A 24359-nucleotide genomic window follows, 5' to 3' on the forward strand; every position below is an offset into this window, starting at 1 on the left:
GGGCACAGCGGCGGCCCCTTGACCGGCTCCCACCGGTCAAGGGGCCGCGACCACGGTCAGACGCTCAGCCGGCGCAGGGCTTCCTCGTGCAGCAGCCCGTTGGAGGCGACCGCGTCGGCGCCGCCGGCGCCGGGGATGCCGTCCAGGCCGGTGAAGCGGCCGCCGGCCTCCTCGACGATGATGCAGTTGGCCGCCATGTCCCACAGCGACAGCTCGGGCTCGGCGGCGATGTCGACGGCGCCCTCGGCGACCATCATGTACGACCAGAAGTCACCGTAGGCGCGGGTGCGCCAGCAGGCGCGGGTGAGGTCCAGGAACGGGTCGAGGCGTCCGCGCTCCTCCCAGCCGGTGAGCGAGGAGTAGGAGAAGGACGCGTCCTCGATCCGGGAGACGCCGGAGACGTGCAGCCGGGAGGCCTTGGCCAGGCTGCGGCCGCCGAACGCGCCGAGGCCCTTGGCCGCCCACCAGCGGCGCTGGAGCGCGGGGGCGGAGACGATGCCGACCACCGGGCGCTCGACGCCGTCCGGGCCGTCCTCCAGCAGGGCGATCAGGGTGGCCCAGACCGGGACACCGCGGATGTAGTTCTTGGTGCCGTCGATCGGGTCGATCACCCAGCGGCGCGGGCCGGAGCCCTGGAGGCCGAACTCCTCGCCGAGGACGGCGTCGCGCGGGCGGGCGCGCTGGAGCACGCTGCGCACGAGCTCCTCGGCGGCCTTGTCGGCGTCGCTCACCGGGGTGAGGTCGGGCTTGGTCTCGATCTTCAGGTCGAGCGCGCGGAAGCGCTCCAGGGTGACCGAGTCGGCCGAGTCGGCGAGGACATGGGCGAGTCGGAGGTCGTCGTGGTAGTCGGCCATGCCCGAAACCCTAGCGAGCCTCCCCCGATCGGCACAGCCGGGCTCGCGGGGCGGGTCGGATCGGGTGCGGGCGCCCGGCCGTTCAGTGCGCCGCGGTGCTGAGCTGGAGGCCGACGACGCCGGCGATCACCAGCGAGATCGAGACCAGCTTGAGCACCGAGGTGCTCTCGCCCAGGAAGGCCATGCCGTAGACCGCGGTGCCGGCCGCGCCGATGCCCGTCCACACCGCGTAGGCGGGGCCGACCGGCAGGGTCTTCAGGGAGAGGGTGAGCAGGCCGAAGCTGCCGAGGGCGAACACGCAGAAGCTGATGGTGGGCCAGAGCTTGGTGAAGCCCTCGCTGAGCTTGAGGTTGACCGCGAAGCCGGTCTCCAGCAGGCCGGCCAGGACCACCAGGGCCCATGCCATCGCGTGCCCTCCCTGTCGATCGACGGTCGGACCGCGATGGCCCGACTTTCCTATGATCGCCAGGTGAGCCCGCTCCGACACCTCGAACGGGCCACCAACCTCAGGGAACGGCGAAGGGCGGCCGGGCTCAGTCGACCTCGCCCTCCTTGCTGGCCAGCAGACGGCGCAGCGAGTAGAGCCGGGCGGCCTCGGCGTGGCCGTCCGCGACCCACGCGTCCAGCGCGCAGTCCGGCTCGTCGTGGCTGCACGCGCGCGGGCAGTCGACGGTGCCGGGCTCCAGGTCGGGGAAGGCGTGGATGACCCGGGACGGGTCGATGTGCGAGAGGCCGAAGGAGCGGAAGCCGGGGGTGTCGATCACCCAGCCGGGGTTCAGCGCCTTCTTCGAGCCCGGCTTGGCACCGGGCGGCGGGGGCAGCCGCAGGGCCAGGGCGGAGACGGTGGTGTGCCGGCCGCGGCCGGTGACCGCGTTGACGCGCCCGGTCTGCCGCTGGCGGTCCGGGACGAGCGCGTTGACCAGGGTGGTCTTGCCGACGCCGGAGTGGCCGATGAACACCGTGGAGAGCCCGCGCAGGTGCTCGCGCACGGCCTCGGCACCGGTGGTCTCCAGCTCGTCGCGGCGGGTGACCACGTAGGTGATGCCCAGCGACGCGTAGGAGTCCAGCAGCGTCGAGGCCGGGGCGAGGTCGGACTTGGTGAGCACCAGTAGCGGCTCCATGCCCGCGTCGTAGGCCGCCACCAGGCAGCGGTCGATCAGCCGGGGACGCGGCTCCGGGTCGGCCAGGGCGGTGACGATGGCCAGCTGCTCGGCGTTGGCGACCACGATCCGCTCGTACGGGTCGTCGTCGTCCGCGGTGCGCCGCAGCACCGAGCTGCGCTCCTCGACCCGGACGATCCGGGCGAGGGTGTCGGCGTCCCCGGAGAGGTCGCCGACCAGGTTGACCACGTCGCCGACGACGACGCCCTTGCGGCCCAGCTCGCGGGCCTTCATGGCGACGACCTCGCGCTCCTGCTTCGTCCCCGGGTCGACCAGGCAGGTGATCCGGCCGCGGTCGACGGTCAGCACCATCGCCTCGGCGGCGTCCTCGTGCTTGGGTCGGATCCGGGTCCGCGGCCGGGAGCCCCGGCGGGCGGGGCGGTTGCGGATGTCGTCCTCGTCGGCGTCCTTGCCGTAGCGGCGCATGTGCTCAGTCTCCGCTCAGACGCCCGCCGCCGCTCCGCCGAGCAGCTCGGACCACATCCCGGGGAAGTCGGGCAGGGTCTTGGCGGTGGTGGCCACGTTCTCGACCTCGACGCCGGGCACGGCGAGGCCGAGGACGGCGGCGGCGGTGGCGAGCCGGTGGTCCTCGTAGGTGTGGAAGATGCCGCCGTGCAGCGGGCGCGGGCGGATCCGCAGGCCGTCCTCGGTCTCGGTGACGTCGCCGCCCAGGTCGTTGATCTCCTTGGCGAGCGCGGCGAGCCGGTCGGTCTCGTGCAGGCGCAGGTGGGCGATGCCGTACAGGTGGGACTCGGAGTCGGCGAGCGCGGCGACCGCGGCGATCACCGGGGTGAGCTCGCCGACGTCGTGCAGGTCGGCCTCGATGCCGTGGATCCGGCCGGTGCCGGTGAACTGGAGGCCCTCGTCGGTGAACTCGCAGGCGCCACCCATCCGGGTGTAGATCTCGCGCAGCTGGTCGCCGGGCTGGGTGGTGTGCCCGGGCCAGTCCCGCACGGTGACCCGGCCGCCGGTGACCAGGGCGGCGGCGAAGAACGGCGCGGCGTTGGAGAGGTCCGGCTCGACCACCAGGTCGCGGCCGAGCAGGGCGCCGGGGGTGACCCGCCAGACGTCCTTCTCGCCGCCGTCCTCGGGGGCGTCGACCTGGGCGCCGGCCAGCCGCAGCATCTCCACCGTCATCCGGATGTGCGGCAGCGACGGAACCGGGCCGCCGACGTGGCGGACCTCGATGCCGTGGTTGTAGCGGGCGCCCGAGAGCAGCAGCGCGGAGACGAACTGGGACGAGGAGGAGGCGTCCAGCTCGACCGGGCCGCCGTCCAGCGAGCCGGTGCCGTGCACGGTGAGCGGGAAGGCGCCGCGGCCGCCGTCCTCGATCCGGGCGCCGAGCGCGCGCAGGGCGTTGATCACGCCGTGCTGGGGGCGCTCGTAGCAGCGCGGGTCGCCGTCGAAGTGCACCGGGCCGTCGGCGAGGACGGCGAGCGGGGGCAGGAAGCGCATCACCGTGCCGGCGTTGCCAACGTCGACGGAGGCGGGGCCGAGCAGCGCGGGGGCGGGGATGACCCGCCAGGCCTCGCCGCCGCCGGTGCCGCCGGAGTCGTTGTTGACCTTCTCCTCGATGGTGACCCCGAGGGCGCGCAGGCCGTCGGCCATCAGCTGGGAGTCGCGGCTGCGCAGCGGGCGGCGCACCCAGCCCGGCCCGTCGGCGAGTGCCGCCAGCACCAGGGCCCGGTTGGTGACCGACTTGGAGCCGGGGATGGTGACGGTGGCGTCGACGGGGCTGGTCGCGACGGGGGCGGGCCACAGGGTCTCGGTCATGGGGCAAGTCTAGGGGCCGCGCCGGAACGGCCTCGGCGGCGGACCGGGGCCGGATGCCGAGACAGGCCCTACTGCAGGGGCTGGAGCAGCCAGGCGGCGCCGAGGGCGAGGCAGGCGAGGGCGACGAGCAGGAAGACGGTGACCCAGGCGAGGGCGGGGACGTGGGTGAGCCGGGCGAGCTGGTCGGCGTCGGAGTCGCGGGCCCAGCCGATCCGGCGCTGGTGCTGGAGCTCCAGGACGGGGCGGACGGCGCCGAAGAGCAGGAACCAGCAGCCGAGGTAGGCGAAGCCGGCCTGGACCTCGGCACTGCCGAACCAGGAGACCAGGAAGAAGGCGCCGCCGGCGACCAGCACGCTGAGGAAGCCGAAGGCGTTGCGGATGCGCAGGAGCAGGGCGAGCAGCAGCACGACCGCCAGCCAGAGCAGCAGGGTGATCCGGTCGGCGGCGAGCAGGGCGGCGCAGCCGAGGCCGAGCAGGGCGGGGGCGGTGTAGCCGGCGGCGGCGGTGAGGACCATGCCGGGGCCGGTGGGGCGGCCGTAGGAGAGGGTGAGTCCGGAGGTGTCCGAGTGCAGCCGGATGCCGGCCAGCTTGCGGCCGGTGACCAGGGCGATCAGGCCGTGGCCGCCCTCATGGGCGATGGTCACGGCGTTGCGGGCGACGTGCCACAGCGGGCGGGCCAGGACGGCGAGCAGGGCGGCGGCGCCGGTGGCCAGGACCAGCCAGCCGGGCGGGGCGGTCTGGGTGCCGGCCACCTGGTTCCACAGGTCGCCGAGGGTCTGGTCGTTCGCGTTCATCGGTGTCTCTCCGCCTCCGTCCGTCGCACTGGGCCGTCGCATTGGGCCGTTCGGGGCAGCCTCCCATGCGGGGACGGGCGGGCGGGAGCGGGCGGTTCCGGGCCGGGGATGAACAAGTCCTGAGGAGTGGCGGCATGGCAAGCTGGCCCGCATGTGCGGTCGGTTCGCAGCCAGCAGCAAGCCCGAGGACGTCGTCGAGCTGTTCGACGTCGAGCACTGGGACCCGGAGGAGACCCTGGACCCGAACTGGAACGTCGCGCCGACCAACAGCGCGTTCGTGGTGCTGGAGCGGCTGGGCAGGGACCGGCCGCGACCGGTGCGGCAGCTGCGGGTGCTGCGCTGGGGGCTGGTGCCGCAGTGGTCGAACTCCGCCGAGACGGCGGTGAAGATGATCAACGCCCGGTCGGACACGGTGCACGAGAAGCCCTCGTACCGGCAGGCCTTCGCCGCCCGCCGGTGCATCCTGCCGGTGGACGGCTACTACGAGTGGCAGACGGTCCCGGGGGAGCGCGGCAAGGCGCGCAAGAAGCCGTACTTCGTCTCCCGGGCGGACGGCAGCCCGCTGGCGCTGGCCGGGCTGTACGAGTTCTGGCGCAACCGGGCGGTGCCGCCCGGGCACCCGGAGGCCTGGCTGGTGACGTTCACCGTCGTCACCACGGACGCCGAGGAGGCGCTGGCGCCGATCCACGAGCGGATGCCGCTGTTCCTGGACCCGCAGGACTGGGACGAGTGGCTGGACCCGCGGCTGACCGACCCGGACGGGCTGCGCCGGCTGCTGACACCCCCGCCGCCGGGCGCGCTGCTGGCCACCCCGGTGTCGCCGGCGGTCGGCAGCATCCGCAACAACGGCCCGGAGCTCAAGGAGCCGTGGGCCGAGGTCGAGTACGAGACCACCTTGTTCTGACCCGTGCCGAACGTTCCTGGAGTCGTCGAGATGAGCACCACCGAACTGGTCCCCACCGAGGCCGGGGAGGCCCGGATCAGCTACCACCGGGCCGCGGAGCCCGAGGCCGTACTGGCGCTCGGCCACGGTGCGGGCGGTGGGATCGAGGCCCGGGACCTGGTGGCGCTGGCCGGGAGGCTGCCGGCCCGGGGGATCACCGTGGCGCTGGTCGAGCAGCCCTGGCGGGTGGCGGGCAGGAAGCTCGGCCCGGCGCCGAAGACGCTGGACCTCGGCTGGCGGCCGGTGGCCGAGCGGCTGGCCGGGCAGGGGCTGCCGCTGGTGGTGGGCGGGCGCAGCGCCGGGGCGCGGGTGGCCTGCCGGACGGGCGCGGCGACCGGGGCGGTCGGGGTGGTGGCGCTGGCGTTCCCGCTGCACCCTCCGGGCAAGCCGGAGAAGAGCCGGGCCGAGGAGCTGCTGGACTCCGGGCTGCCGACGCTGGTGGTGCAGAGCGCGGCGGACCCGTTCGGTGGGCCGGGGGAGTTCCCGGAGCTGCCGGCGGGGCACGAGCTGGTGGGGGTGCCGTACGGCAGCCACGGCTTCGAGGTGCCCAAGCGGGCGCCGGTGGGGCAGGACGAGGTGCTGGACCTGATCTGCGGTGCGGTGGGGGACTGGGTGCTGGCTCTCGTCCGGGGCCGGTGAGCAGGGCGTTTCCACTCGAATGCGCGTGCGAGTGAACGGCCGGTGCGGGTGGGAATGCGGGAGGGGTTCCGGTGGTTGTCGTCACCGTCAGCAGGAGTCACCGGTGAGAGGCAGGGCAGATGGGTTCGATCGCGTGCCCCGAACGGCCTGAGGAGCGCGAGGCCACCGCGGCGTTCGCCCCCTCCTGGTCGGAGTGGCTCGACGCGGGCGAGAAGCCCGTCAGCCCGATATCCTCCATTTCTGGACGGCCCGCCGTGGGCCGTGCTCGTCATGCCGAGGAGGTGGGTCCGGTCGTCGGGACCGAGCACGAGGCCGATCCGGGCCGTGGCCCGGGCGACGCCCTGCCTACGGGCGAGGCGCTCACCGGTGAGGAGCTGGCCGAGGCGATCGGTGAGGACACCTACCGGGTGTCGGCGGAGGAGAGCGAGGAGGCCCGGCGGGAGCGCTTCGAGCGCGACGCCTTGGGCTACCTGGATCCGATGTACTCGGCGGCGCTGCGCATGACGCGCAACCCGGCCGACGCGGAGGACCTGCTCCAGGAGGCGTTCGCCAAGGCGTACGCGTCCTTCCACCAGTTCCGCGAGGGCACCAACCTCAAGGCCTGGCTGTACCGCATCCTCACCAACACGTTCATCAACTCGTACCGCAAGAAGCAGCGGGAGCCCCAGCGCACCGCGGCGGAGGAGATCGAGGACTGGCAGCTGGCCCGGGCCGAGTCGCACATGTCGACCGGTCTGCGCTCGGCCGAGACCCAGGCGCTCGACCACCTCCCCGACAGCGATGTGAAGGACGCGCTCCAGGCCATCCCGGAGGAATTCCGGATCGCCGTCTATCTCGCGGACGTAGAAGGCTTTGCGTACAAGGAGATCGCGGACATCATGGGTACTCCCATCGGTACGGTGATGTCCCGGCTGCACCGCGGCCGCCGTCAGCTGCGCGGCATGCTGGAGGATTACGCCCGTGAGCGCGGGCTGGTCCCGGCCGGCAGCGGGGCAGGGCAGGAAGCGAAGGGCTCGGGCTCATGAGCTGCGGCGATCCGCACGAAACCGAGTGTGGCGAGGTCCTCGACCACCTCTATGAATTCCTCGACAACGAGATGCCCGAGGGCGACTGCGCAAAGTTGCGCGTGCACTTCGAGGAGTGCTCGCCCTGCCTGAAGCAGTACGGGCTGGAGCAGGCGATCAAGGCGCTGATCAAGCGTTCCTGCGGGTGCGACGACACCCCGACCGACCTGCGCGGCAAGGTGCTGGCCAGGATCGACTCGATCCGGGCCGGGCAGCGCTCGGGCGAGCAGGTGGTGGTCGCGGTGGAGACCACCGTCGAGGTGCACGCCGAGTCGGCGCGGCCGGCGCCCAGGCCGGGCGGAGCGGCCGAGGCGGAGTCGGCCGAGCGCTCCGGCGCGCCGGTCGAGGCCGGCGCCCAGGCGGAGTGACGGCCCGTCGGGCGGACGTCCGTGCGGTGGCCGGCCGGGTGGTCGACCGCCGGGTGCGGTAGCCCGTCGGTCCGCCGGCGAGGGCGGGCCGGGCGGTTCGGGCGGTTCGGATGGTTCGGACGGTTCGGACAAGGAGTAACAGCGGCCCCGGGAGCGTGCGCTCCCGGGGCCGCTCCCGTCCTGCTCGCATGCGCCGTCACTCGTTCGAGTGAGTTGGCGGTGCGCCAACTGCGCCATTGCGGCACCATGCGTCCCCATGCCCGGGCGGCGGCCTATTCTCCTGACGGACACTCACCGTCGGTCCGCCCGACGCGTTGAGGCAACACGGGGTCCGTACGGCGGGGAGGTCGCGATCGCTACCGACTGTGGAGGATCGACCCTGCCGCGAGGAGCGGCGCGCTACCTGGTGGCCGTCCCGGTGGCGGCGCTGTGCTGCCTGGTGCCACTGCTGCCCGCCGCCGCCACCCCCGGGGTGCCGGGCTGGCTCGGCGCACCGGTGGACTGGCCCAAGGTCGGACTGCTGGCCTTCCTGCACGGCTGCTGGGAGTCCCTGGCTCAGGGCCTGCCCACGCCCTGCCTGGTGCTGGTGCGCCGGTTGCTGCGCCGGCCGGCGCTGCCCGAGCGGGCGCCCGCCCGGCCCGGGGTGAACGCCTTCTTCCCGGTGCTGTTCGCCGGGGTGTTGATGCTCCCGCCGGCCGCCTCCGCCCTGGTCGCCGCCCCGGCCGCGCTGCTCGGCGGACCGAGCGGGCGCGGCTGCCGCCCGCGCCAGCTGTTCAACGGCTCCCAGCTCGCACTGTGCGCCTTCGCCTCCTCGGCCGCCTTCTGCCAGCTGCACGGTCCACAGCTGCTGCTCGGCTCCCGCTTCCCGGCCGCGCTGCTGCCCGGATTCGCCGCCGTCGCGGTGTTCTGCCTGGTCAACGGCGTGGTGGTGGGTGTCATGCTGATGCTCAGCGAGGGCCGCCGGGCCGGGGTGCTGCTGCGCGGGGCGCAGTCGGTGTGCGGGCTGCCGGTGCTGGTGCACGCGGCCGGCGGGCTGATGGTCGCGGTGCTCTGGCAGGGCCCGTACGGTGCGTTCGCGGCGCTGCTGGCGCTGTTGCCGCTGTCCATCTCGGCCTGGGTGTTCGCTCAGGGCCAGCGCGAGCGGGACGCCCACCAGGCCACCGTGCAGTCGCTGGTGCAGGCCGTGGAGATCAAGGACTCCTACACCCGGGGCCACAGCGAACGGGTGGGCCACGCCTCGGTGCTGATCGCCGCTCAGCTCGGCATGGAGGCCGAGCGGCTGCGCACCCTGCGCTTCGCCGGCATCCTGCACGACGTCGGCAAGCTCGGGGTGGCCACCGAGCTTCTGCGCAGAAACGGTCCCCTGACCGAGGCGGAGCGCCGGGCGGTGGAGATCCACCCGGTGTACGGGTACGAGCTGGTGCGCGGGATCGACTTCCTCGGCGAGGCGCACGCCGGAATCCTGCACCACCACGAGCGGATGGACGGCCGGGGCTACCCGAGCGGGCTGGCGGGCGAGCAGATCCCCGAGTTCGCCCGGATCATCTCGGTCGCCGACGCCTTCGACTCGATGACCTCCACCCGCTCCTACCGGCGCGGCCGCCCGGTCGGCGAGGCGGTCGCGGAGCTGGAGCGCTGCTCGGGCAGCCAGTTCGACCCGGTGATGGTGCGGGCGCTGATCGACGCGCTGGCCGGGCACGACTGGCAGCCGGTGGTGCACTCCGAGGACTGCATCCAGGCGGTGCCGGACATCCCGCTCGGGGTGCCCGAGCCGGTCCGGGTGGCACCGGGCCGGGTGCCACCCCAGGGCGGGATGTCCGGTACTGCGGCCGGGCAGTCGTGAGGGCCCTCGGGCGCGAGCTCCGGGGGCGTACGGCCCTCGGGCGTGAGATGTCCGGCCGTGCCGCCTCCGGGCGTACCGCTTCCGGCCGTACGGCTGCCGCTGGTTCCGCTGCCGCTCGTGCGGTGCCCGGGGCCCGAGCGCTGCGGCGCGTGGTCCTCGGCTGCACGCCCTGCGGGCGCACCGCGCGCGCGGTGCACGCGGCGGCCGCCGTACTGCTGGTGCTCGCGCTGGGCGCGGTCGCGGTGCGCGGGGTCGCGGCGCCCAGGGTCGCGCTGGCGTTCACCGTGCTGATCGCGCTCGGCGAGTGCGTCCGGATCACCCTTCCGGGGGATCGGGAACAGGCGCCGATCGGCGCGGCCGGCGCGCTGGCGTACGCCCTGCTCGGGCCGCTGCGCGGAGTGCCGACCGCGCACGGGACGCTCCAGGTGGTCGCGGTGACCGGGGCCGGCCTGCTGCTGGGCCGGCTGGCCGGCCTCGTCCTGCCGCGCCCCGTCCCGCCGGACGGCCCCGGGCACCCGCACCGCCGTCCGTCCTGGGCCGACCCGGCCCGCCGCGACGGCGCCGCCCGCCGGGTGCTCGCCGTCGGCTTCGCGGCCGCCGTCTTCCAGCCGCTCTACAACGGCGGCACGGTCGACCGCTTCTCCCCCGACGGCCCGGCGTACGGGGTGTTCCTGACCGCCGTCGCCGCGCTGGCCGCGCTCTGCGACGCGACCCTGGCGGCACTGCTGCGCCGCTCCGGCGGCGGGCTGCGGTTCCCGGCGGCGCTGGAGGACGAGCTGCGCTCGCTGTTCGGCATCGGCTCGGCGATCGTCGCCACCGGGATGCTGGTCAGCCTCGCGGCCGGCGAGGTCGGGCTGTGGGCGCTGCCGCTGTTCTGCACCCCGCTGCTGCTCGCCCAGATGTCCTTCCGGCGCGCCGCCGCCGTGCGGGCCACCACCGGGCAGACCATCGCCAGCCTTGCCCGGGCCACCGAGCTGGCCGGCTACACCCCGCACGGGCACGCGCGCCGGGTCGCGGACACGGCGTGCGCGCTGGGCCGCGAGCTGGGTCTGGGCACCCGCGAGCTCGCCCTGCTGGAGTATGCCGCGCTGATGCACGACGTCGGCCAGCTGTCCCTGGTCGAACCGGTGCCGGACGGCGCCACCGCTCTGCTGCCCTGTGCCGAGCAGCAGCGGATCGCCCGCCTCGGCAGCGAGGTGATCAGCCGCACCGGGGTGCCCCGGCAGGTCGCCGAGCAGGTCGCCCGGCTGGCCGACCCCGTCACCGGGGCCGTTCCCGGCGAGGGCCCGGTGCCGCTCGCGTCCCGGATCATCCGGGTCGCCAACGCCCACGACGACCTGCTCACGGCGGCCCGCGGCCGGGGCGTCGGCGAGGCGGTCGGGCGGCTGGAGGCGCTGGAGGCGCTGAGGCTGGGCCGCGGCCGGGTCTACGACGCCCGCGTGGTGGACGCCCTGGCCAGGGTGGGCGGATAGGGCCCGTCCCGCTGGTCGCTCCCGGGGGCCGCGACCCGGTCGGCAAGACGGGCCCCGGGCCCGCCGCAGAGGGGCGGGCCCGGGTGTGCGGGGCTCGCGCAGCACGGGCCGTCCGCCGCTGCCGCGGGGCCCGGGAACCGGCTCCCGGACGTCAGGGGTTGAGCGGGCGGGATCGGGCAGGCAGGCTGGGGAGGGGCGGGCCCCAACCTCGGCGGTGGGGAGCGCGGGCGGGGGCGGGCGTGGTTGGATGCGGTCGTAGCGTGGAACACCGACCCGGGACACCGGGCCCGGAACGCCGTCCGAGGCGGGACGGGCACGGTGGCACGGGACTTGAGCGGACGACGACGGCAGGGACGAACGTGAGGATCTTCCACCGGGCACGGCACCGGCCGTCCGCCACCTGGCGGCAGACGACCGACCGGGCCTTCACGCTGATCGGCGACGGCCGCTACGAGGACGCCGGCGCGCTGCTGGTGATGGCCGCCGACCTGGAGCCGTGGCTCTCCGACTCCTGGTTCAACCTCGCCCTGCTGCACAAGTTCCGCCGGGACTGGGAGCAGGCCCGCTCGGCCGGCCTGCGCGCCGTCGCCCTGCTGGACCGCGAGCACGGCGCCCCGGACTGGTGGAACCTCGGCATCACCGCCACCGCCCTACAGGACTGGCCGCTGGCCCGCCGCGCCTGGCAGGCGTACGGGCTGAAGCTGCCCGGCGGCCCCGGCGGGCAGCCGGACGGCCCGGTCAGCCTGGACCTCGGCACCACCCCGGTGCGGCTCTCCCCGGACGGCGAGTCCGAGGTGGTCTGGGGCCGCCGGCTGGACCCGGCCCGGATCGAGGTGCTGTCCATCCCGCTGCCGTCCTCCGGCCGCCGCTGGGGCGAGGTGGTGCTGCACGACGGCGCCCCGCACGGCGAGCGGGTCACCGACGGCGTCGCCTACCCGGTGTTCGACGAGATCGAGCTGTGGGCGCCCTCTCCGGTGCCGACCTACGTGGTGCTGCTCCAGGCCGCCACCGCCGGGGACCGGGACGCGCTGGAACGGCTGGTCGCCGACGCCGGCTACGCGGCCGAGGACTGGACCTCCTCGGTGCGGCTGCTGTGCCGTGCCTGCTCGGAGAGCCGGATGGCCTCCGACGACGGCGTCGCCGCCCACCACGACCCGCACGACGACGGCGACGCCGCCCACCCCGGCCACCTCAGCCACCTCAGCCAGGGCGGCGCGGCCGGGATGTCCTGGCTCGTCGAGCGCGAGTGCGGGATCGCCGCCCCGGCCCACCTCGTGCGCACCCTGCTGGACCGCTGGGTCGCGGCCGCCCCGGGAAGTCGGGCTTATCGGGATCTCGAAGAAGTGTGCTGAGTACCCTGGTGAGGTAACGCGTAGACCTATGGAAGCGGAAGACATGGCGGAGCAGGCCGAGCAGCACGAGCACGAGCACGACGTGGAGGGGACGGCGCCCGAGACGCCCGTGAAGGTGATCGGTGAGGAGCCCGACCTCAGCAAGGGCACCGCGCGCCCGATCACCGTCGTCGGCAACCCGGTGCTGCACCGGGAGGTCAAGGACGTCACCGCCTTCGACGGCGAGCTGTCCGCACTGATCGACGACATGTTCCAGTCCATGTACGCCGCCGAGGGCGTCGGCCTCGCCGCCAACCAGATCGGCGTCGACCTCAAGGTCTTCGTCTACGACTGCCCGGACGACGAGGGCGTGCGCCACATCGGCCACGTGATCAACCCCGTGCTGGAGGAGTACCCGGCCGACCGCCGCCGCGTCCTCGACGACGGCAACGAGGGCTGCCTCTCCGTCCCCACCGCCTACGCCGAGCTGCCCCGCCCGGACTACGCCGCGGTCACCGGCGTCGACAAGGACGGCAAGCCGATACGCGTCGAGGGCACCGGCTTCTTCGCCCGCTGCCTCCAGCACGAGACCGACCACCTCTACGGCACCCTCTACATCGACAAGCTGTCGAAGCGGGACCGCAAGGACGCCCTGCGGCAGATGGCCGAGGGCACCCCGAAGTACGCGACCGTGCCGAACGCGTAAGGACCGACCCCGAGTTGGCAGGGCCGGTGCGGAAGTTCCGTACCGGCCCTGTGCGTTGTCCGCTCCGGCGTCGAACAGCCGTGCCGGACACGGGGATCAGGAACGGCCGGTGGCCGCCGGTTCCGTGTCGAAGGCCCGGAAGAGCGAGAGGTCGGGGGTGCGGCCGCGGATGGCGGTCCAGGCCTCCTGGAAGTCGCGCCGCACCCGGGACGGCGGCCAGGGGGTGGGCCGCAGCTCCGGGGGGAGGAGCGGGTCGCGCTCCAGGGCGTGGGTGAATGCCTCGGCAAGGCGCAGCGCGGTCGCGACCAGTTCGACGGGGCTGCGGTCGGGGCCGAGGGGCTCCTCGGCGAGCGCTTCGGCGAGCGGCCGGTAGGCCTCGACCGTCTCGGCCGGGGGCCAGAGGTGCTCCGCGGTGGCGGTGGGACCGGTGAAGCCCGGGCCGGTCAGACGGGTGGCCTCCGCCGTGATCAGGTAGGTGCCGACGGTCCGCGCGGAGGCCTCGGCGGCGAGTTCGTCGAGGAGGTCGTGGGGGCTGACGTAGGCGCCGGGCGCGAGCGGGACGGCGCCGAGCCGGGTCAGCGCGGTGCGCAGGGCGTCGCGCTCCGACCGGTGCCGTTCGGGGACGGAGAAGGTGTAGAGGCGCCAGAGTCCGTCCCAGGGGACGAGACCGGCGTCCTGGGCGTAGGCGAGCGCGACGAACCGGACGTCGGTGTCCGAGCGGAGCCTGCCCGCGTCGGTCAGGACGAGACGGCCCTTGCGGCCCCGCCCCTCCTGGCGCAGGGTACCGGCCGCCTCCAGCCGGCGGACGGCCAGCCGGACCGGCTGGTCCGCGAGGCCGACCGCCGCGGCGACGTCGTAGACGTAGTCGAGTGCGGCCGTGCCCTGCGGGTCGAAGCAGGCCTCGACGACCGTTCGCGGTGCGGCTTTGTATGCGGACACGGGAGACCTCGGTTCTTGATCACGCGCCCCCTGTGCGGGGCCGTCCGGTCAATCTGCCACACGGGAGCTCAGGCGCCTTCCCAGGGATAGCCGTGGCGGCGGAAGGCCGAGGCGACGGCCGCCTTCCCGCCTTCGACGTCGTCGTCGAAGAGGACGCGTCCGAGCGGTGACTCGATCCGCACCTTGCCGCCGTGGCGGAAGACGCCGCCGACCTGGTCGCGGGCGATCACCCGGCTGTCGTCGCCCTCGACGATGGTGATGCTCTCGTCCGAGATGCGCAGCGTGGCGGCGTGGTAGGTGACGAACATCCCGATCAGGAGCCCGACGGCGGCGAGCACCAGCGGCCGGCCGGCCACCATGGCCGGGGAGGTGAACGAGCCCAGGAACCTCACGGTGTCCGCGTAGGGGATCGGGTGCCTGGCGGCGAACTGGAGCAGCCACGGGACGGCGAAGCCGAGGCCGGCGCCGACCGCGCCGCAGAACACCCAGACGACCACCTTGGTGTCGAGGGGCATCCGGAGCTCGGTCGCGGCGGACTGGGCGCCGGTTTCTTTCATCATGAATACGACCGTAGCAGGTGTGATAGATTCCGGCGATTCGAGCCGGCCGGTCACGCCGGAGCCGGGCCGCGCCGGAACCCCGGTCGTCTGCAGCGATGCGGGGCCGGTCGGCGAGGGTTCCGCCGGCCGGCCCCGCGCCGCTTCCGGGGTCAGCTCGGGTCCGTGTACCGGAACTCCGGGCAGTAGGTGGAGCCGCTGCCGTCGGGCAGCGGGATCGCCAGGACCGTCCGGGCGGCGGAGCGCATCGCGCCCATCGACCCGATCGCCGAGAACAGCGGCGGCGTCGTGCCGGACCGCCAGGCCTCCTCCAGGTCGCGCAGCATGGAGCTGTAGTGCCCGTCGAAGGCGTCGAGCTTGGCCGCGGTGTCCGGGGTGGGCCGGTTCGTCGGATCCTCGGCCCAGCCGCCGGCCGGCACCCGGGCCGCCGGGTGGCAGTCGGGCAGTGGGATCGGGTCCCCCTGGAAGTCCCACTTGGGGTGGGCGGAATCGGAGACCTGGATCAGCTTGCGGCCGTGGTGGATCTCGCGGAACCGGTAGTAGTGGGCGAGTTCCCCCGGCTTGCCGGGGAACGGGTTCTCCGGCGAGGCGTCGGTGCCCTCGCCCTGGGCCTTGATGATCTCGATGGCCTGGAGGACGTCGCCGATCGTGTTCATCGGCACGATGTCGTTGCCGGCGCCGTGCTGCCCGGCCATCGGGAACTCGATCTGCCGCTGCCCGGTGAGCAGGTGGGCGAAGGCGGGGAAGACCTCGGCGATCCGGGTGTAGAAGGCGCCGATCGAGGTGTAGGTCTCGGCGAGCGCGATCGGGTTGTCCGGCTTCTCGATCTCCGAGAACAGGAAGGCCGAATCCCGGCTCAACCCGCTCAGGTAGACCTCCAGTTCGGGCCGGACGCCGCCGGGCAGCGCGCCGGGGTACTGCGGCACGACGGCCCCGCCGGTGACGTGGGGCGTCCCGCCGATGCTCGTGAGCATGTTGCACATGAGCCCGAAGTGGGACATCTCGTCGAAGACGATCTCGCGGATCGACTTGGCGACCTCGTCCTGGTCGTCCTTGACCGACCAGAGGGCGGCGGCGTACGGAGGGATCGTCGACAGCTCCAGCACGATGGCCCGCTGCAGCGCGTCCCTGAGCCACTGTTCGTCGCACTCCTCGGGCGGTACGTGCATCAGCCGGACGATGGCGTCGCTGCGGTAGTCCAGAGTGGTCATGACCAGCCCTTTCGTTCGGTGGTGACCGGAAGGTACTGGGGAGTTGACCGTGTGGGTGCGCATGGTGGCGGTGCGCCCCGGGAGTGCAGTCGGACGGCGGAGTGCCCGACGGTGCGGGACGCTGCCGAACAGTCGCCCGCACCACCGCCGTTCGCTGTCGGTCGGCCCCGGTTCACCCCCATGCTCGGGGCGCCTTCCCCCGTATGGCAGAGCACGCCGACGGGCACTCGGAGGTGCGCACCAGCGCCCGGAGCGGCGAACACCCCGGCACGCACTCGCGCCCGGGGTCGCTCTGGTGCGCGGTCGTCCTTCATCGCCGGGGTCAAGTCCGGGGAGTTTCCGACCGACTGAACCAACAGAGGTGCCCCGCACGGGCTGTGGCCGCGCGGGGCACCTCTGTGTCCGTACTTCCTTTAGAAGTCGTCGTCGAAGGAGACGGAGCCCTCGACGGCCACCTGGTACGCCGACACGCGGCGCTCGAAGAAGTTGGTCAGCTCCTGGACGTTCTGGAGCTCCATGAAGCCGAACGGGTTGGTCGAGCCGTAGCGGATCGGCAGGCCCAGGCGGGCCAGGCGCTGGTCGGCGACGGCCTCCAGGTACTGGCGCATCGACTCGGTGTTCATGCCGGCCAGACCGTCACCGCACAGGTCCTGGGCGAACTGGAGCTCGGCCTCGACGGCCTCCTCCAGCATCTCCGTGACCTGCTTGGCCATCTCGTCGTCGAAGAGGTCGGGCTCCTCCTCGCGGACGGTGTCGACCACGGACATCGCGAAGTCCATGTGCATGGACTCGTCGCGGAACACCCAGTTGGTGCCGGTCGCCAGGCCGTGCAGCAGGCCGCGGCTGCGGAACCAGTACACGTAGGCGAACGCGCCGTAGAAGAACAGGCCCTCGACGCACGCGGCGAAGCAGATCAGGTTGAGCAGGAACGCCCGCCGGTCCTCCTTCGTCTGAAGCGAGTCGATGTGGTCGACCGCGTTCATGTACTTGAAGCAGAACTTGGCCTTCTGCGCGATGGAGGGGATGTTCTCCACGGCCGCGAACGCGGCCGCGCGGTCCTCCGGGTCGGGCAGGTAGGTGTCCAGCAGCGTCAGGTAGAACTGGACGTGCACGGCCTCCTCGAACAGCTGACGCGACAGGTAGAGCCGCGCCTCCGGGGAGTTGATGTGCTTGTAGAGGCTCAGCACCACGTTGTTGGAGACGATCGAGTCGCCGGTCGCGAAGAACGCGACCAGTCGCCCGATGAGGTGGCGCTCGCCCTCGTTGAGCTTCGCCAGGTCGGCGACGTCGGAGTGCAGGTCCACCTCCTCCACCGTCCAGGTGTTCTTGATGGCGTCCCGGTACCGGTCGTAGAACGACGGGTAGCGCATCGGGCGCAGCGTCAGCTCGAAGCCGGGGTCGAGCAGCATCTTCTGGCGGTCGTCGGACATTACTGGCAGGCCTCGCAGGACTCGGGGTTCTCCAGGGAGCAGGCGATGGCGGCTTCCTGCTCCGGGGTGAGGGTCGGGGTGTTCACCGGCACCGGCGCGGCGGCGCGGGCGGCACCCGGCGCGGCCTGGGCGATGCGGGTGGCCGGGCGCGAACGCAGGTAGTAGGTGGTCTTCAGACCGACCTTCCACGCGTAGGCGTACATCGAGCTGAGCTTGCCGATGGTCGGCGCCGCCATGAACAGGTTCAGGGACTGGCTCTGGTCCAGGTACGGCATGCGGGCGGCGGCCAGGTCGATCAGCGCGCGCTGCGGCAGCTCCCAGGCCGTCCGGTACAGCGAACGCACCTCGGACGGCAGCCAGTTCAGCTCCTGGACGGACCCGTTGGCGTCGCGCAGGGCGTCGCGGGTCTGCTGGTCCCAGACGCCGAGCTCCTTGAGCTCGCGCACCAGGTACGGGTTGACCTGGAGGAACTCGCCGGAGAGCGTCTCGCGCTTGAACAGGTTGGACACCTGCGGCTCGATGCACTCGTACACGCCGGCGATGGACGCGATGGTCGCGGTCGGCGCGATGGCCAGCAGCAGCGAGTTGCGCAGGCCGGTCTCGGCGATCCGGGCGCGCAGCGCCGTCCAGCGGTCGGCCCACTGCGGGGCGGCCGTCGGGCTGTGCTTGTCTCCAAAGAAGTGGTCGATGTGCAGCTCGCCGCGGGCGGCACGGGTCTCGCCGTACGCCTCGTGGCGGCCGAGCTGCTCGGCCAGGTCGGCGGAGCGCTCGTACGCGGTGAGCATGATGCGCTCGGCGATCAGCGTGGACAGCTGCTTCGCCTCGGCGGAGTCGAAGTCGAGCCGCAGCTTGAAGAAGACGTCCTGGAGGCCCATCACGCCCAGGCCGACCGGCCGCCAGCGGGAGTTGGACGTCCCGGCCTCGGTGGTCGGGTAGAAGTTGATGTCCACCACGCGGTCGAGGAAGGTGACGGCGGTGCGCACGGTGGCGTCCAGCCGCTCCCAGTCCATGGCGCCGAGCAGGTCGTCGGCGGAGGCGCCGGCGGCCACGTGGGCGCCGAGGTTGACCGAGCCCAGGTTGCAGACGGCGGTCTCGGAGTCGTCCGTGACCTCCAGGATCTCCGTGCACAGGTTGGAGGAGTGCACGGTGCGGCCCGGCAGCGCGGTCTGGTTGGCGGCGCGGTTGGAGGCGTCCTTGAAGGTCATCCAGCCGTTGCCGGTCTGCGCGAGGGTGCGCATCATGCGGGCGTACAGGGTCTGCGCCGGGATGGTGCGGACGGCCTTGCCGGCCAGCTCGGCCTTGCGGTACGCCTCGTCGAAGTCGGCGCCCCACAGGTCGACCAGCTCCGGCACGTCGGCCGGGGAGAACAGCGACCAGTCCTCGTTGGCGTTGACCCGGCGCATGAACTCGTCCGGGATCCAGTGCGCCAGGTTGAGGTTGTGGGTGCGGCGCGCTTCCTCGCCGGTGTTGTCGCGGAGCTCCAGGAACTCCTCGATGTCGGCGTGCCAGGTCTCCAGGTAGACGCAGGCCGCGCCCTTGCGGCGGCCGCCCTGGTTGACGGCGGCGACGGAGGAGTCGAGGGTGCGCAGGAACGGCACGATGCCGTTGGACTTGCCGTTGGTGCCGCGGATCAGGCTGCCGCGCGAGCGGATGCGCGAGTAGGACAGGCCGATGCCGCCGGCGTGCTTGGACAGCCGGGCGATCTGCGCGTAGCGGCTGTAGATCGAGTCCAGGTTGTCCAGCGGGGAGTCGAGCAGGTAGCAGCTCGACATCTGCGGGTGGCGGGTGCCGGAGTTGAAGAGCGTCGGCGAGGAGGTCAGGTACTCCAGGCGGCTCATCAGGCCGTACAGCTCGGCCACCTCGCGCACCGACTGCTCGCTGTCGCCGACCGCCAGGCCACAGGCGACGCGGAGCAGGAAGTGCTGCGGGGTCTCGATCACCTTGCGGGTGATCGGGTGGCGCAGCAGGTAGCGGGACTGCACGGTGCGCAGGCCGAAGTACTCGAAGCGGTCGTCGCCCGCGGCGTCGATCAGCCCGTCCAGGGCGGCGGCGTGCTTGGCGACGAAGGCCGCGGTGGTGTCGCCGATCAGGCCCTCGGCGTGGCCGACGGCGATCGAGGCGGAGAAGGACACCGAGCCCTGGCTGGTCGCCTCGTCGACGATCTCCAGCGCGAGCAGGCGGGCGGCCAGCTTCGAGTACTGGGGGTCCTCGGCGATCATCGACGCGGCGGCGTCCACGGCCAGCCCGCGCAGCTCGGCGAAGTCCGAGCCGGCGTGGCGGCCGCGCAGCGCGGCGGCGGCGACATGGCCGGGGTCCACCTCGGTGAGGTCGGTGCTGCGGTCGGTGAGCAGCCGCAGCAGGGCGCCGCCGGGGTCGGAGACCGTCGGGTCGGTGAAGGCGGTACCGGAGCCCTGGGCGGGCAGGGTGGCTGAGGCGGCGATGGTCAAGGCGCTCTCTCCTGGCGGCGATCGGCGGCGGTGATCGGGGGCACCGGGCCGATCTGGGCAGGGGAGCACGGCGCGAACGCAGACGGCGTCGCGCGACGGTGACTCCCCGGCCCGCCCGCGAGGCCCGGAGGGGTACTGCTGGTGCCGGCGCGGCCTCTGCGGGAGGGCCGTGGCGCACGCTGTCCGGCAGGTAATCGGACTCGCGGGACGGCTGCTGGAGCCGCCCGCACACCGCTGCGGGGCAGTCCCGGATTCGCACCGGGTTCCCCTGCATCGACAGCAGGAGTGAGCATACATGTAGTGCCGCCGGACTGCGGCGGCACCATATGTTGTGCCTGTCGTGTCGCAGATGTGCGTGAGCCGGGCGGCCGGTCAGTGCTTGAGATAGACCTTGTACGTACTCGAATCGCCGGTCGGCGACGTGAATTGGGCGACCAGCCGGTAGTGCCCGGCGGCGGTCAGGGCCTCGCTCAGGGCCCGGTCGGTGGCCCTCGGCGCGGTGCTGTCGAGGACGACCATCGTGAACCAGCCGTCCCGGATCGCGGCCGCGCTGCCGTCGTCGCCGTGGTGCTGGACCCCGGCCCCGTCGCGGTACTCCGTGCCGGTGCGCGCGGAGACCCACTGCTCGGGCTTGGAGACGCTGCCGAGGTAGTACTCGGCGAGTCCGTCGACCTCGGTGAGGTAGCGGCCCTGGGGCTGCGTGTGGGCCCGCAGGACGGCCAGCAGACGGCCGGAGTCGGGCCCGTTCTGGTAGCGCAGGGCGGATTGCTCCAGGCCGAGGGCGAGCAGGGCGACCCAGACCAGGATGCCGAGCTGGGGATGGCGGAAGTGGGCACCGACCAGCCGGGTCAGGCCGACCCCGGCGAGCGGGGCGGCGAGCAGCATGCCGTAGCCGAGGTGGCGGAACAGCGCGCCGGAGGTGCCGGTCCACAGGTGGGCGGCGGGGATCAGCAGGGCGGTGACGGTCAGGGTGGCCCCGAACAGGGCACGCTGGCTCCGGGAGGTGGGGACGGCGTCCTTCTCCGTCGCGTTGTGCTCGTTCATCTGTTCGCGGCGCGCGTAGGCGATGGTGCCGGCCACCGCGAGGACGGTGAACAGACCGGCCCACTGGAGCGTGCCGAGCAGGATCGAGCCGGCAGAGCCGCGGGCGTTGCCCTGCGAGGGCGACCACCCGGCGACCTTGCCCAGGGTGCCGAACGGGAGCAGCAGGACGAGGGTGCCGAGGGCCGTCAGCAGCGCGCGCACGGCGGCCGGCCCGGCCCGGTGGTACGGCCGGGCGCAGGCGAAAGCGAGGGCGACCAGCGCGGGCACGGCGAAGGCCGCGGAGTAGGCCACGGCGCAGGCCAGTGCCGTGGGTGGGGCGGCGAGCAGGGCCAGGGCCGGATGGCGGCGGGCGGTGAACACCGTGGTCCAGGCGGCGAGGGCGACCAGTAGTACGGCGAGGGACTCGGGCGCGGCGTAGAAACCGACCACGACGGTGGACTGGAGGACGGCGTACACGGCTATGGCGCAGATGGCGACCCGCTCGTTGAACAGCCGCCTGGTCAGCGAGTACAGCAGCACCGTGGTGAGCAGCGCGAAGCCGAGGCTGAGCAGCCGGGTGCCCCAGATGCCGTTGGCGTCGGCGGCGGCGCCGGCCAGCGGCGGGTAGAGCCAGGGCGAGCCGTGCACCCGGTCGACCAGGTCGGTGGTGACCGGGGTGCCGTGCAGAAGGTGGGCCAGCTGCTGGCGCCCGGAGACCATGGCGGCGGCCTCGTCGGGGTGCGCGGCGGCCAGCAGGCGCAGCGAGAGCGCGGCCTGGACGGTCAGGACGGCGCCCAGCAGGCCGCGGGCGATCCAGCGGCGGCGGGGGCTGGGGCCCGGGTCCCAGCCGATCGCGGGAACCTGCGGGATGGTGTACGGGGCCAGCTCGACGGCGTCGGGGTTGTCCACCGCCACGGCCGTGCGGGGCTCGGCGTGGTCAGGGTCCGGTTCGGCGGTCGGGCCGTGGGCGGGGCGGCCTTGGGCGGAGCGGCCGTGCGGGACGGGAGGGAAGTCGGATTCAGTGCTCATCAGGGGTTCCGGATGTCGAAGCCGTAACGGGGGTCGGACACGCGCTGCTTGAACGCGGCGAGGGTGTCCGGGACGGCCTCGACCCGCCAGTCCGCCCGCTTGACGATGTTGAACCAGACGAAGCCGACGATGTCGTCGTGCGCCTCCAGCCCGGAGAACAGCTGGTCGATGTCCGCGTGCTGGCGCTTGCCCTGCTCGGAGGCGGTCTCGCTGATGAAGAACGGCTTGTTGGAGAAGGTGCGGATCTCGGCCATGGTCGGCCCGTAGAGGGCGTCGAAGGTCTTCGGCCCGGTGCGGGTGAAGTAGCCGGTCATGCCGGCCCAGTCGACGTAGGTGTCGCCGGGGTAGTACGGCGCCAGGCGGGTGTTGGGCGCGGGGTCGGTGATGTTGGGACTCCAGACCCAGATCACGTTCGTGGCGCCGGCCTGGTCGAAGAGGTCGTGGACGTGGCGCCAGGTGGCCACGAAGTCCTGGGGGGTGGCGGCCTGACGGCCCCACGGGTACCAGTCGCCGTTCATCTCGTGGGCGATGCTGATGGCGATCGGCAGGTTGAGCTTGGCGACGGCCTTGGCGACGCCGCGCACGTAGTCGTCGGTGTCGCCGGCCGCGATCGAGGCGAGCGAGCGGTCGTGCGGCTCCCAGGCCATGAAGGGCAGTGCCCCGGCCTCGTGGATCCGGCGCACGCCGGCGGTGTCGAAGCCGCCCTTCCAGTGGGCGTAGTACTCCAGGACGTTGGGCTGCTTGCCGATCGCGGAACTGTAGCCGGGCAGCGCGTCCATCGTGGCGGGGACGTCGGGCAGGGCGGCGCCGAGGTACTTGTGGCTCGGCTTGAGTAGCGGCGTGACGTCGTACGGGACGCCGGACGGCAGGGCCTTGGGCTGGGCGGGCGCCGCCGGTGCGGCGCCGCCGGGGGTCGCGCCGGGAGCGGTGGGGGCGGCCTGGGCGAAGTCCTTCTGCATCGCGAAGCCGGGATCCTCGGGGCCGCACGCGGTGACGAGCAGCAGGCCGGCGGCGGTCAGCAGCGGGAGCGCCAGCCGGCGACGGAGCCGGCCGGCCCGTCGGAGGTGGGCGGTCATGGCGATCACTCTGCTTCCGTGGGGCGCGGCTGGACGAGGACCCGGCCCACGATGGTGGCGTAGAAGAGGCCGGAGGCGAGGACGAGGGCGAAGTTCAGCGGTCCCATGGTGAGCATCCGCCAGATGCTCAGCAGTACCCAGAGCAGGGCGGTTCCGCCACCCCAGGCGATGACGCCGATCCAGAACCGGCGGGTCTTGTTCCTCTTGGCGCCGCTGGAGCCGGTCGGCTGCCAGGCCATCCGGTTGCGGCGCACGATGTCCCAGATGGCGAAGACGTGCGCCCAGCCGTACATCATGCGGGCGGCCCAGGCCTCCAGCCGGTAGGGGTTGCGGTGCCAGAGCGGGAAGATGATCGTCGCGTAGATCAGGCCGGGCAGGACCAGCGCGGTGTTCTCCCAGCGGATCAGGTCGGGGCGGGCGAGCAGCAGGACGATCGGTATGAGGGGCGAGACGACGGTGAACAGCGCCGTGTGGATGTAGTAGAAGAAGCCGGACAGGTAGCAGGCCCGGGTGACCGGCCGCAGTTTGGTCTGCCAGAACTTCTTGCTGCCGAGCAGGCTCATCGAGCCGGTGCACCAGCGGTACTGCTGGTTGAAGAAGCCGCCGACGTTGTCCGGGCAGACGCCGGTGGCCAGCGCGACGGGAATGTACTGGAGGTCCCAGCCGAGGCGGCGCAGGTCGAAGCCGGTGTGTACGTCCTCGGAGTGGCCGATCAGCGTGGTGCCGCCGTTCTCCTCCAGCGCCGAGCGCCGGTAGATCGCGCAACTGCCCACGCAGATGGCGCCGTCGTTGCGCTGCCGGGAGACCTGGACGGTCCGGTAGAACAGCTCCTGGACGGCGCCGGCGCCGCGCTCGATCCAGTTCTGCGAGTCGAGGATGCGGAAGAACTGCGGGGACTGGATGATGCCGAGGCGCGGGTTGGCCTCCATGTAGGGGAGCATCTCGTTCAGCAGGTCCGGCCGGGGCGCGAAGTCGGCGTCCAGGATGAGGACGTAGTCGCTGTCGGAATTGCGGAAGCCGAACTGGAGGTTGCCGGCCTTCTTGAACCAGCCGAGCTTGTCGCGGGTGCCGTACACGAACTCGAAGTCGACGGCCATCTGCGCGAGCTGCGGGCTGTTGCTGTCGTCGAGGACGTACGGGGTGACCTCGCCCGGGTACTGGTCGCGCAGCCGGGCGACGTGGGTCCAGGTGTTGTGCAGCACCTCGATCGGCTCGCCGGCGACGGGCAGGAAGATGTCGACGGTCGGATAGCGCTCGGGCTGCCAGGACTTGACCAGGGCCCGGTGGGCGGAGAGGTCGAAGGTCTCGTTGAAGCCGTGCACCCAACGGGAGATCAGGTAGTAGACGATGGTGAAGGCGAGCGGCGGTACGAAGAAGAGGAACCACGGCGTCGCGCCCAGCAGCCCGATCTCGCTGGCCACCATGCAGGCGAAGCTGATGAGGGAGAAGCAGGTCAGCACCCACAGGTTGGTGCGGGCGTAGAGGTACTTCTCGGTGTTGTCCGGGGGTTGGGGGAGCAGGCCCCACCGGTTGCGGGCGGCCGGGTCGCGCCGGCTGCGGCGTCGTGAGACCGGCGGCTGACCGCCTCCCGCGAGTCGCGCGCTCTCGGTGACAGTCACGTGCTCTACTCCCCCGAAGCCGTACTGAGTCTGAACCGTCCCCGCCCGGCGGCCGTTGTCGCTCGGGCACCAGGGGACGCC

At 72.8% G+C, this 24359-nt stretch carries 21 protein-coding genes and 1 riboswitch; of the genes, 8 read left to right on the plus strand and 13 right to left on the minus strand.

Features of this window, described 5'->3' with window-relative positions:
* Nucleotides 1-56 precede the first annotated feature (56 nt).
* From hisN to ACIRRH_RS04980, 5 genes are all read right to left on the minus strand, one after another.
* Nucleotides 57-854, minus strand: coding sequence for a histidinol-phosphatase (gene hisN, locus ACIRRH_RS04960; protein WP_403061865.1), 798 nt, complete (start codon nucleotides 852-854; stop codon nucleotides 57-59).
* Between the two features lie 82 nt (nucleotides 855-936).
* Entirely contained in the window at nucleotides 937-1260 is a 324-nt protein-coding gene (locus ACIRRH_RS04965) for a multidrug efflux SMR transporter (protein ID WP_224283147.1), read from the minus strand.
* 127 nt (nucleotides 1261-1387) lie between these two features.
* Nucleotides 1388-2440, minus strand: a complete 1053-nt coding sequence (gene rsgA / locus ACIRRH_RS04970) for a ribosome small subunit-dependent GTPase A (protein WP_403061868.1) — start codon at nucleotides 2438-2440, stop codon at nucleotides 1388-1390.
* A gap of 15 nt (nucleotides 2441-2455) precedes the next feature.
* Nucleotides 2456-3787 carry a 3-phosphoshikimate 1-carboxyvinyltransferase gene (gene aroA / locus ACIRRH_RS04975; RefSeq protein ID WP_403061871.1) on the minus strand — a complete coding sequence of 444 codons (1332 nt, stop codon included), beginning with the start codon at nucleotides 3785-3787 and terminating at the stop codon, nucleotides 2456-2458.
* A 68-nt stretch (nucleotides 3788-3855) separates the two neighbouring features.
* Nucleotides 3856-4581, minus strand: a complete 726-nt coding sequence (locus ACIRRH_RS04980; RefSeq protein WP_403061874.1) for a M50 family metallopeptidase — start codon at nucleotides 4579-4581, stop codon at nucleotides 3856-3858.
* 151 nt (nucleotides 4582-4732) lie between these two features.
* On the opposite strand from ACIRRH_RS04980, the gene ACIRRH_RS04985 reads away from it, so the two are divergent.
* The 8 genes from ACIRRH_RS04985 (at nucleotide 4733) to def (ending at nucleotide 12947) form a co-directional block, all read left to right on the plus strand.
* Nucleotides 4733-5485 carry an SOS response-associated peptidase gene (locus tag ACIRRH_RS04985; protein ID WP_403061877.1) on the plus strand — a complete coding sequence of 251 codons (753 nt, stop codon included), beginning with the start codon at nucleotides 4733-4735 and terminating at the stop codon, nucleotides 5483-5485.
* Nucleotides 5486-5515: 30 nt separating this feature from the next.
* The gene (locus ACIRRH_RS04990; RefSeq protein WP_403061880.1) at nucleotides 5516-6163 is read left to right on the plus strand and encodes an alpha/beta family hydrolase; all 648 of its coding nucleotides are present in this window, start codon (nucleotides 5516-5518) and stop codon (nucleotides 6161-6163) included.
* Between the two features lie 119 nt (nucleotides 6164-6282).
* A complete protein-coding gene (locus ACIRRH_RS04995; protein ID WP_403061883.1) occupies nucleotides 6283-7188 on the plus strand; it encodes a sigma-70 family RNA polymerase sigma factor in 906 nt (301 codons plus the stop codon).
* Nucleotides 7185-7595, plus strand: coding sequence for a mycothiol system anti-sigma-R factor (gene rsrA, locus ACIRRH_RS05000; RefSeq protein WP_403061886.1), 411 nt, complete (start codon nucleotides 7185-7187; stop codon nucleotides 7593-7595). The genes ACIRRH_RS04995 and rsrA overlap by 4 nt, the downstream gene beginning before the upstream one ends.
* Before the next feature lie 406 nt (nucleotides 7596-8001).
* A complete protein-coding gene (locus ACIRRH_RS05005; protein ID WP_403061889.1) occupies nucleotides 8002-9438 on the plus strand; it encodes an HD-GYP domain-containing protein in 1437 nt (478 codons plus the stop codon).
* Nucleotides 9439-9560: 122 nt separating this feature from the next.
* Nucleotides 9561-10910, plus strand: coding sequence for an HD-GYP domain-containing protein (locus ACIRRH_RS05010; protein WP_403061892.1), 1350 nt, complete (start codon nucleotides 9561-9563; stop codon nucleotides 10908-10910).
* Nucleotides 10911-11269: 359 nt separating this feature from the next.
* Nucleotides 11270-12262, plus strand: a complete 993-nt coding sequence (locus tag ACIRRH_RS05015) for a hypothetical protein (RefSeq protein WP_224279740.1) — start codon at nucleotides 11270-11272, stop codon at nucleotides 12260-12262.
* Between the two features lie 43 nt (nucleotides 12263-12305).
* Nucleotides 12306-12947: a peptide deformylase gene (gene def / locus ACIRRH_RS05020; protein ID WP_403061895.1), complete on the plus strand. Its 642-nt coding sequence runs from the start codon at nucleotides 12306-12308 to the stop codon at nucleotides 12945-12947.
* Between the two features lie 96 nt (nucleotides 12948-13043).
* Here def and ACIRRH_RS05025 read toward each other — a convergent pair whose 3' ends face one another.
* The 8 genes from ACIRRH_RS05025 to ACIRRH_RS05060 all read right to left on the minus strand — a co-directional run bounded on the left by ACIRRH_RS05025 (nucleotide 13044) and on the right by ACIRRH_RS05060 (nucleotide 24083).
* The gene (locus tag ACIRRH_RS05025; RefSeq protein ID WP_403061898.1) at nucleotides 13044-13886 is read right to left on the minus strand and encodes a PaaX family transcriptional regulator C-terminal domain-containing protein; all 843 of its coding nucleotides are present in this window, start codon (nucleotides 13884-13886) and stop codon (nucleotides 13044-13046) included.
* A 68-nt stretch (nucleotides 13887-13954) separates the two neighbouring features.
* Nucleotides 13955-14446 (minus strand): hypothetical protein, encoded by a 492-nt coding sequence (locus tag ACIRRH_RS05030; RefSeq protein WP_403061901.1) that lies wholly within the window; start codon nucleotides 14444-14446, stop codon nucleotides 13955-13957.
* Between the two features lie 149 nt (nucleotides 14447-14595).
* On the minus strand, nucleotides 14596-15654 hold the full coding sequence (locus tag ACIRRH_RS05035; RefSeq protein ID WP_403061904.1) for a ferritin-like protein: 1059 nt from the start codon (nucleotides 15652-15654) through the stop codon (nucleotides 14596-14598).
* A 413-nt stretch (nucleotides 15655-16067) separates the two neighbouring features.
* A complete protein-coding gene (locus ACIRRH_RS05040) occupies nucleotides 16068-17084 on the minus strand; it encodes a ribonucleotide-diphosphate reductase subunit beta (protein ID WP_403061907.1) in 1017 nt (338 codons plus the stop codon).
* Nucleotides 17084-19531, minus strand: coding sequence for a ribonucleoside-diphosphate reductase subunit alpha (locus ACIRRH_RS05045; RefSeq protein ID WP_403061910.1), 2448 nt, complete (start codon nucleotides 19529-19531; stop codon nucleotides 17084-17086). The genes ACIRRH_RS05040 and ACIRRH_RS05045 overlap by 1 nt, the downstream gene beginning before the upstream one ends.
* 167 nt (nucleotides 19532-19698) lie before the next feature.
* Nucleotides 19699-19857, minus strand: a riboswitch (cobalamin riboswitch).
* 46 nt (nucleotides 19858-19903) lie between these two features.
* The gene (locus tag ACIRRH_RS05050) at nucleotides 19904-21583 is read right to left on the minus strand and encodes a glycosyltransferase family 39 protein (RefSeq protein ID WP_403061913.1); all 1680 of its coding nucleotides are present in this window, start codon (nucleotides 21581-21583) and stop codon (nucleotides 19904-19906) included.
* Complete coding sequence (locus ACIRRH_RS05055) at nucleotides 21583-22659, minus strand: glycoside hydrolase family 26 protein (RefSeq protein ID WP_403061916.1); 1077 nt, start codon at nucleotides 22657-22659, stop codon at nucleotides 21583-21585. Before ACIRRH_RS05055 ends, ACIRRH_RS05050 begins: the two co-directional genes overlap by 1 nt.
* A 5-nt stretch (nucleotides 22660-22664) precedes the next feature.
* Nucleotides 22665-24083 (minus strand): glycosyltransferase family 2 protein, encoded by a 1419-nt coding sequence (locus ACIRRH_RS05060; RefSeq protein ID WP_403062422.1) that lies wholly within the window; start codon nucleotides 24081-24083, stop codon nucleotides 22665-22667.
* Between the last annotated feature and the right edge of the window lie 276 nt (nucleotides 24084-24359).

Source organism: Kitasatospora sp. NPDC101235, from assembly GCF_044767505.1.
Classification (GTDB): domain Bacteria; phylum Actinomycetota; class Actinomycetes; order Streptomycetales; family Streptomycetaceae; genus Kitasatospora.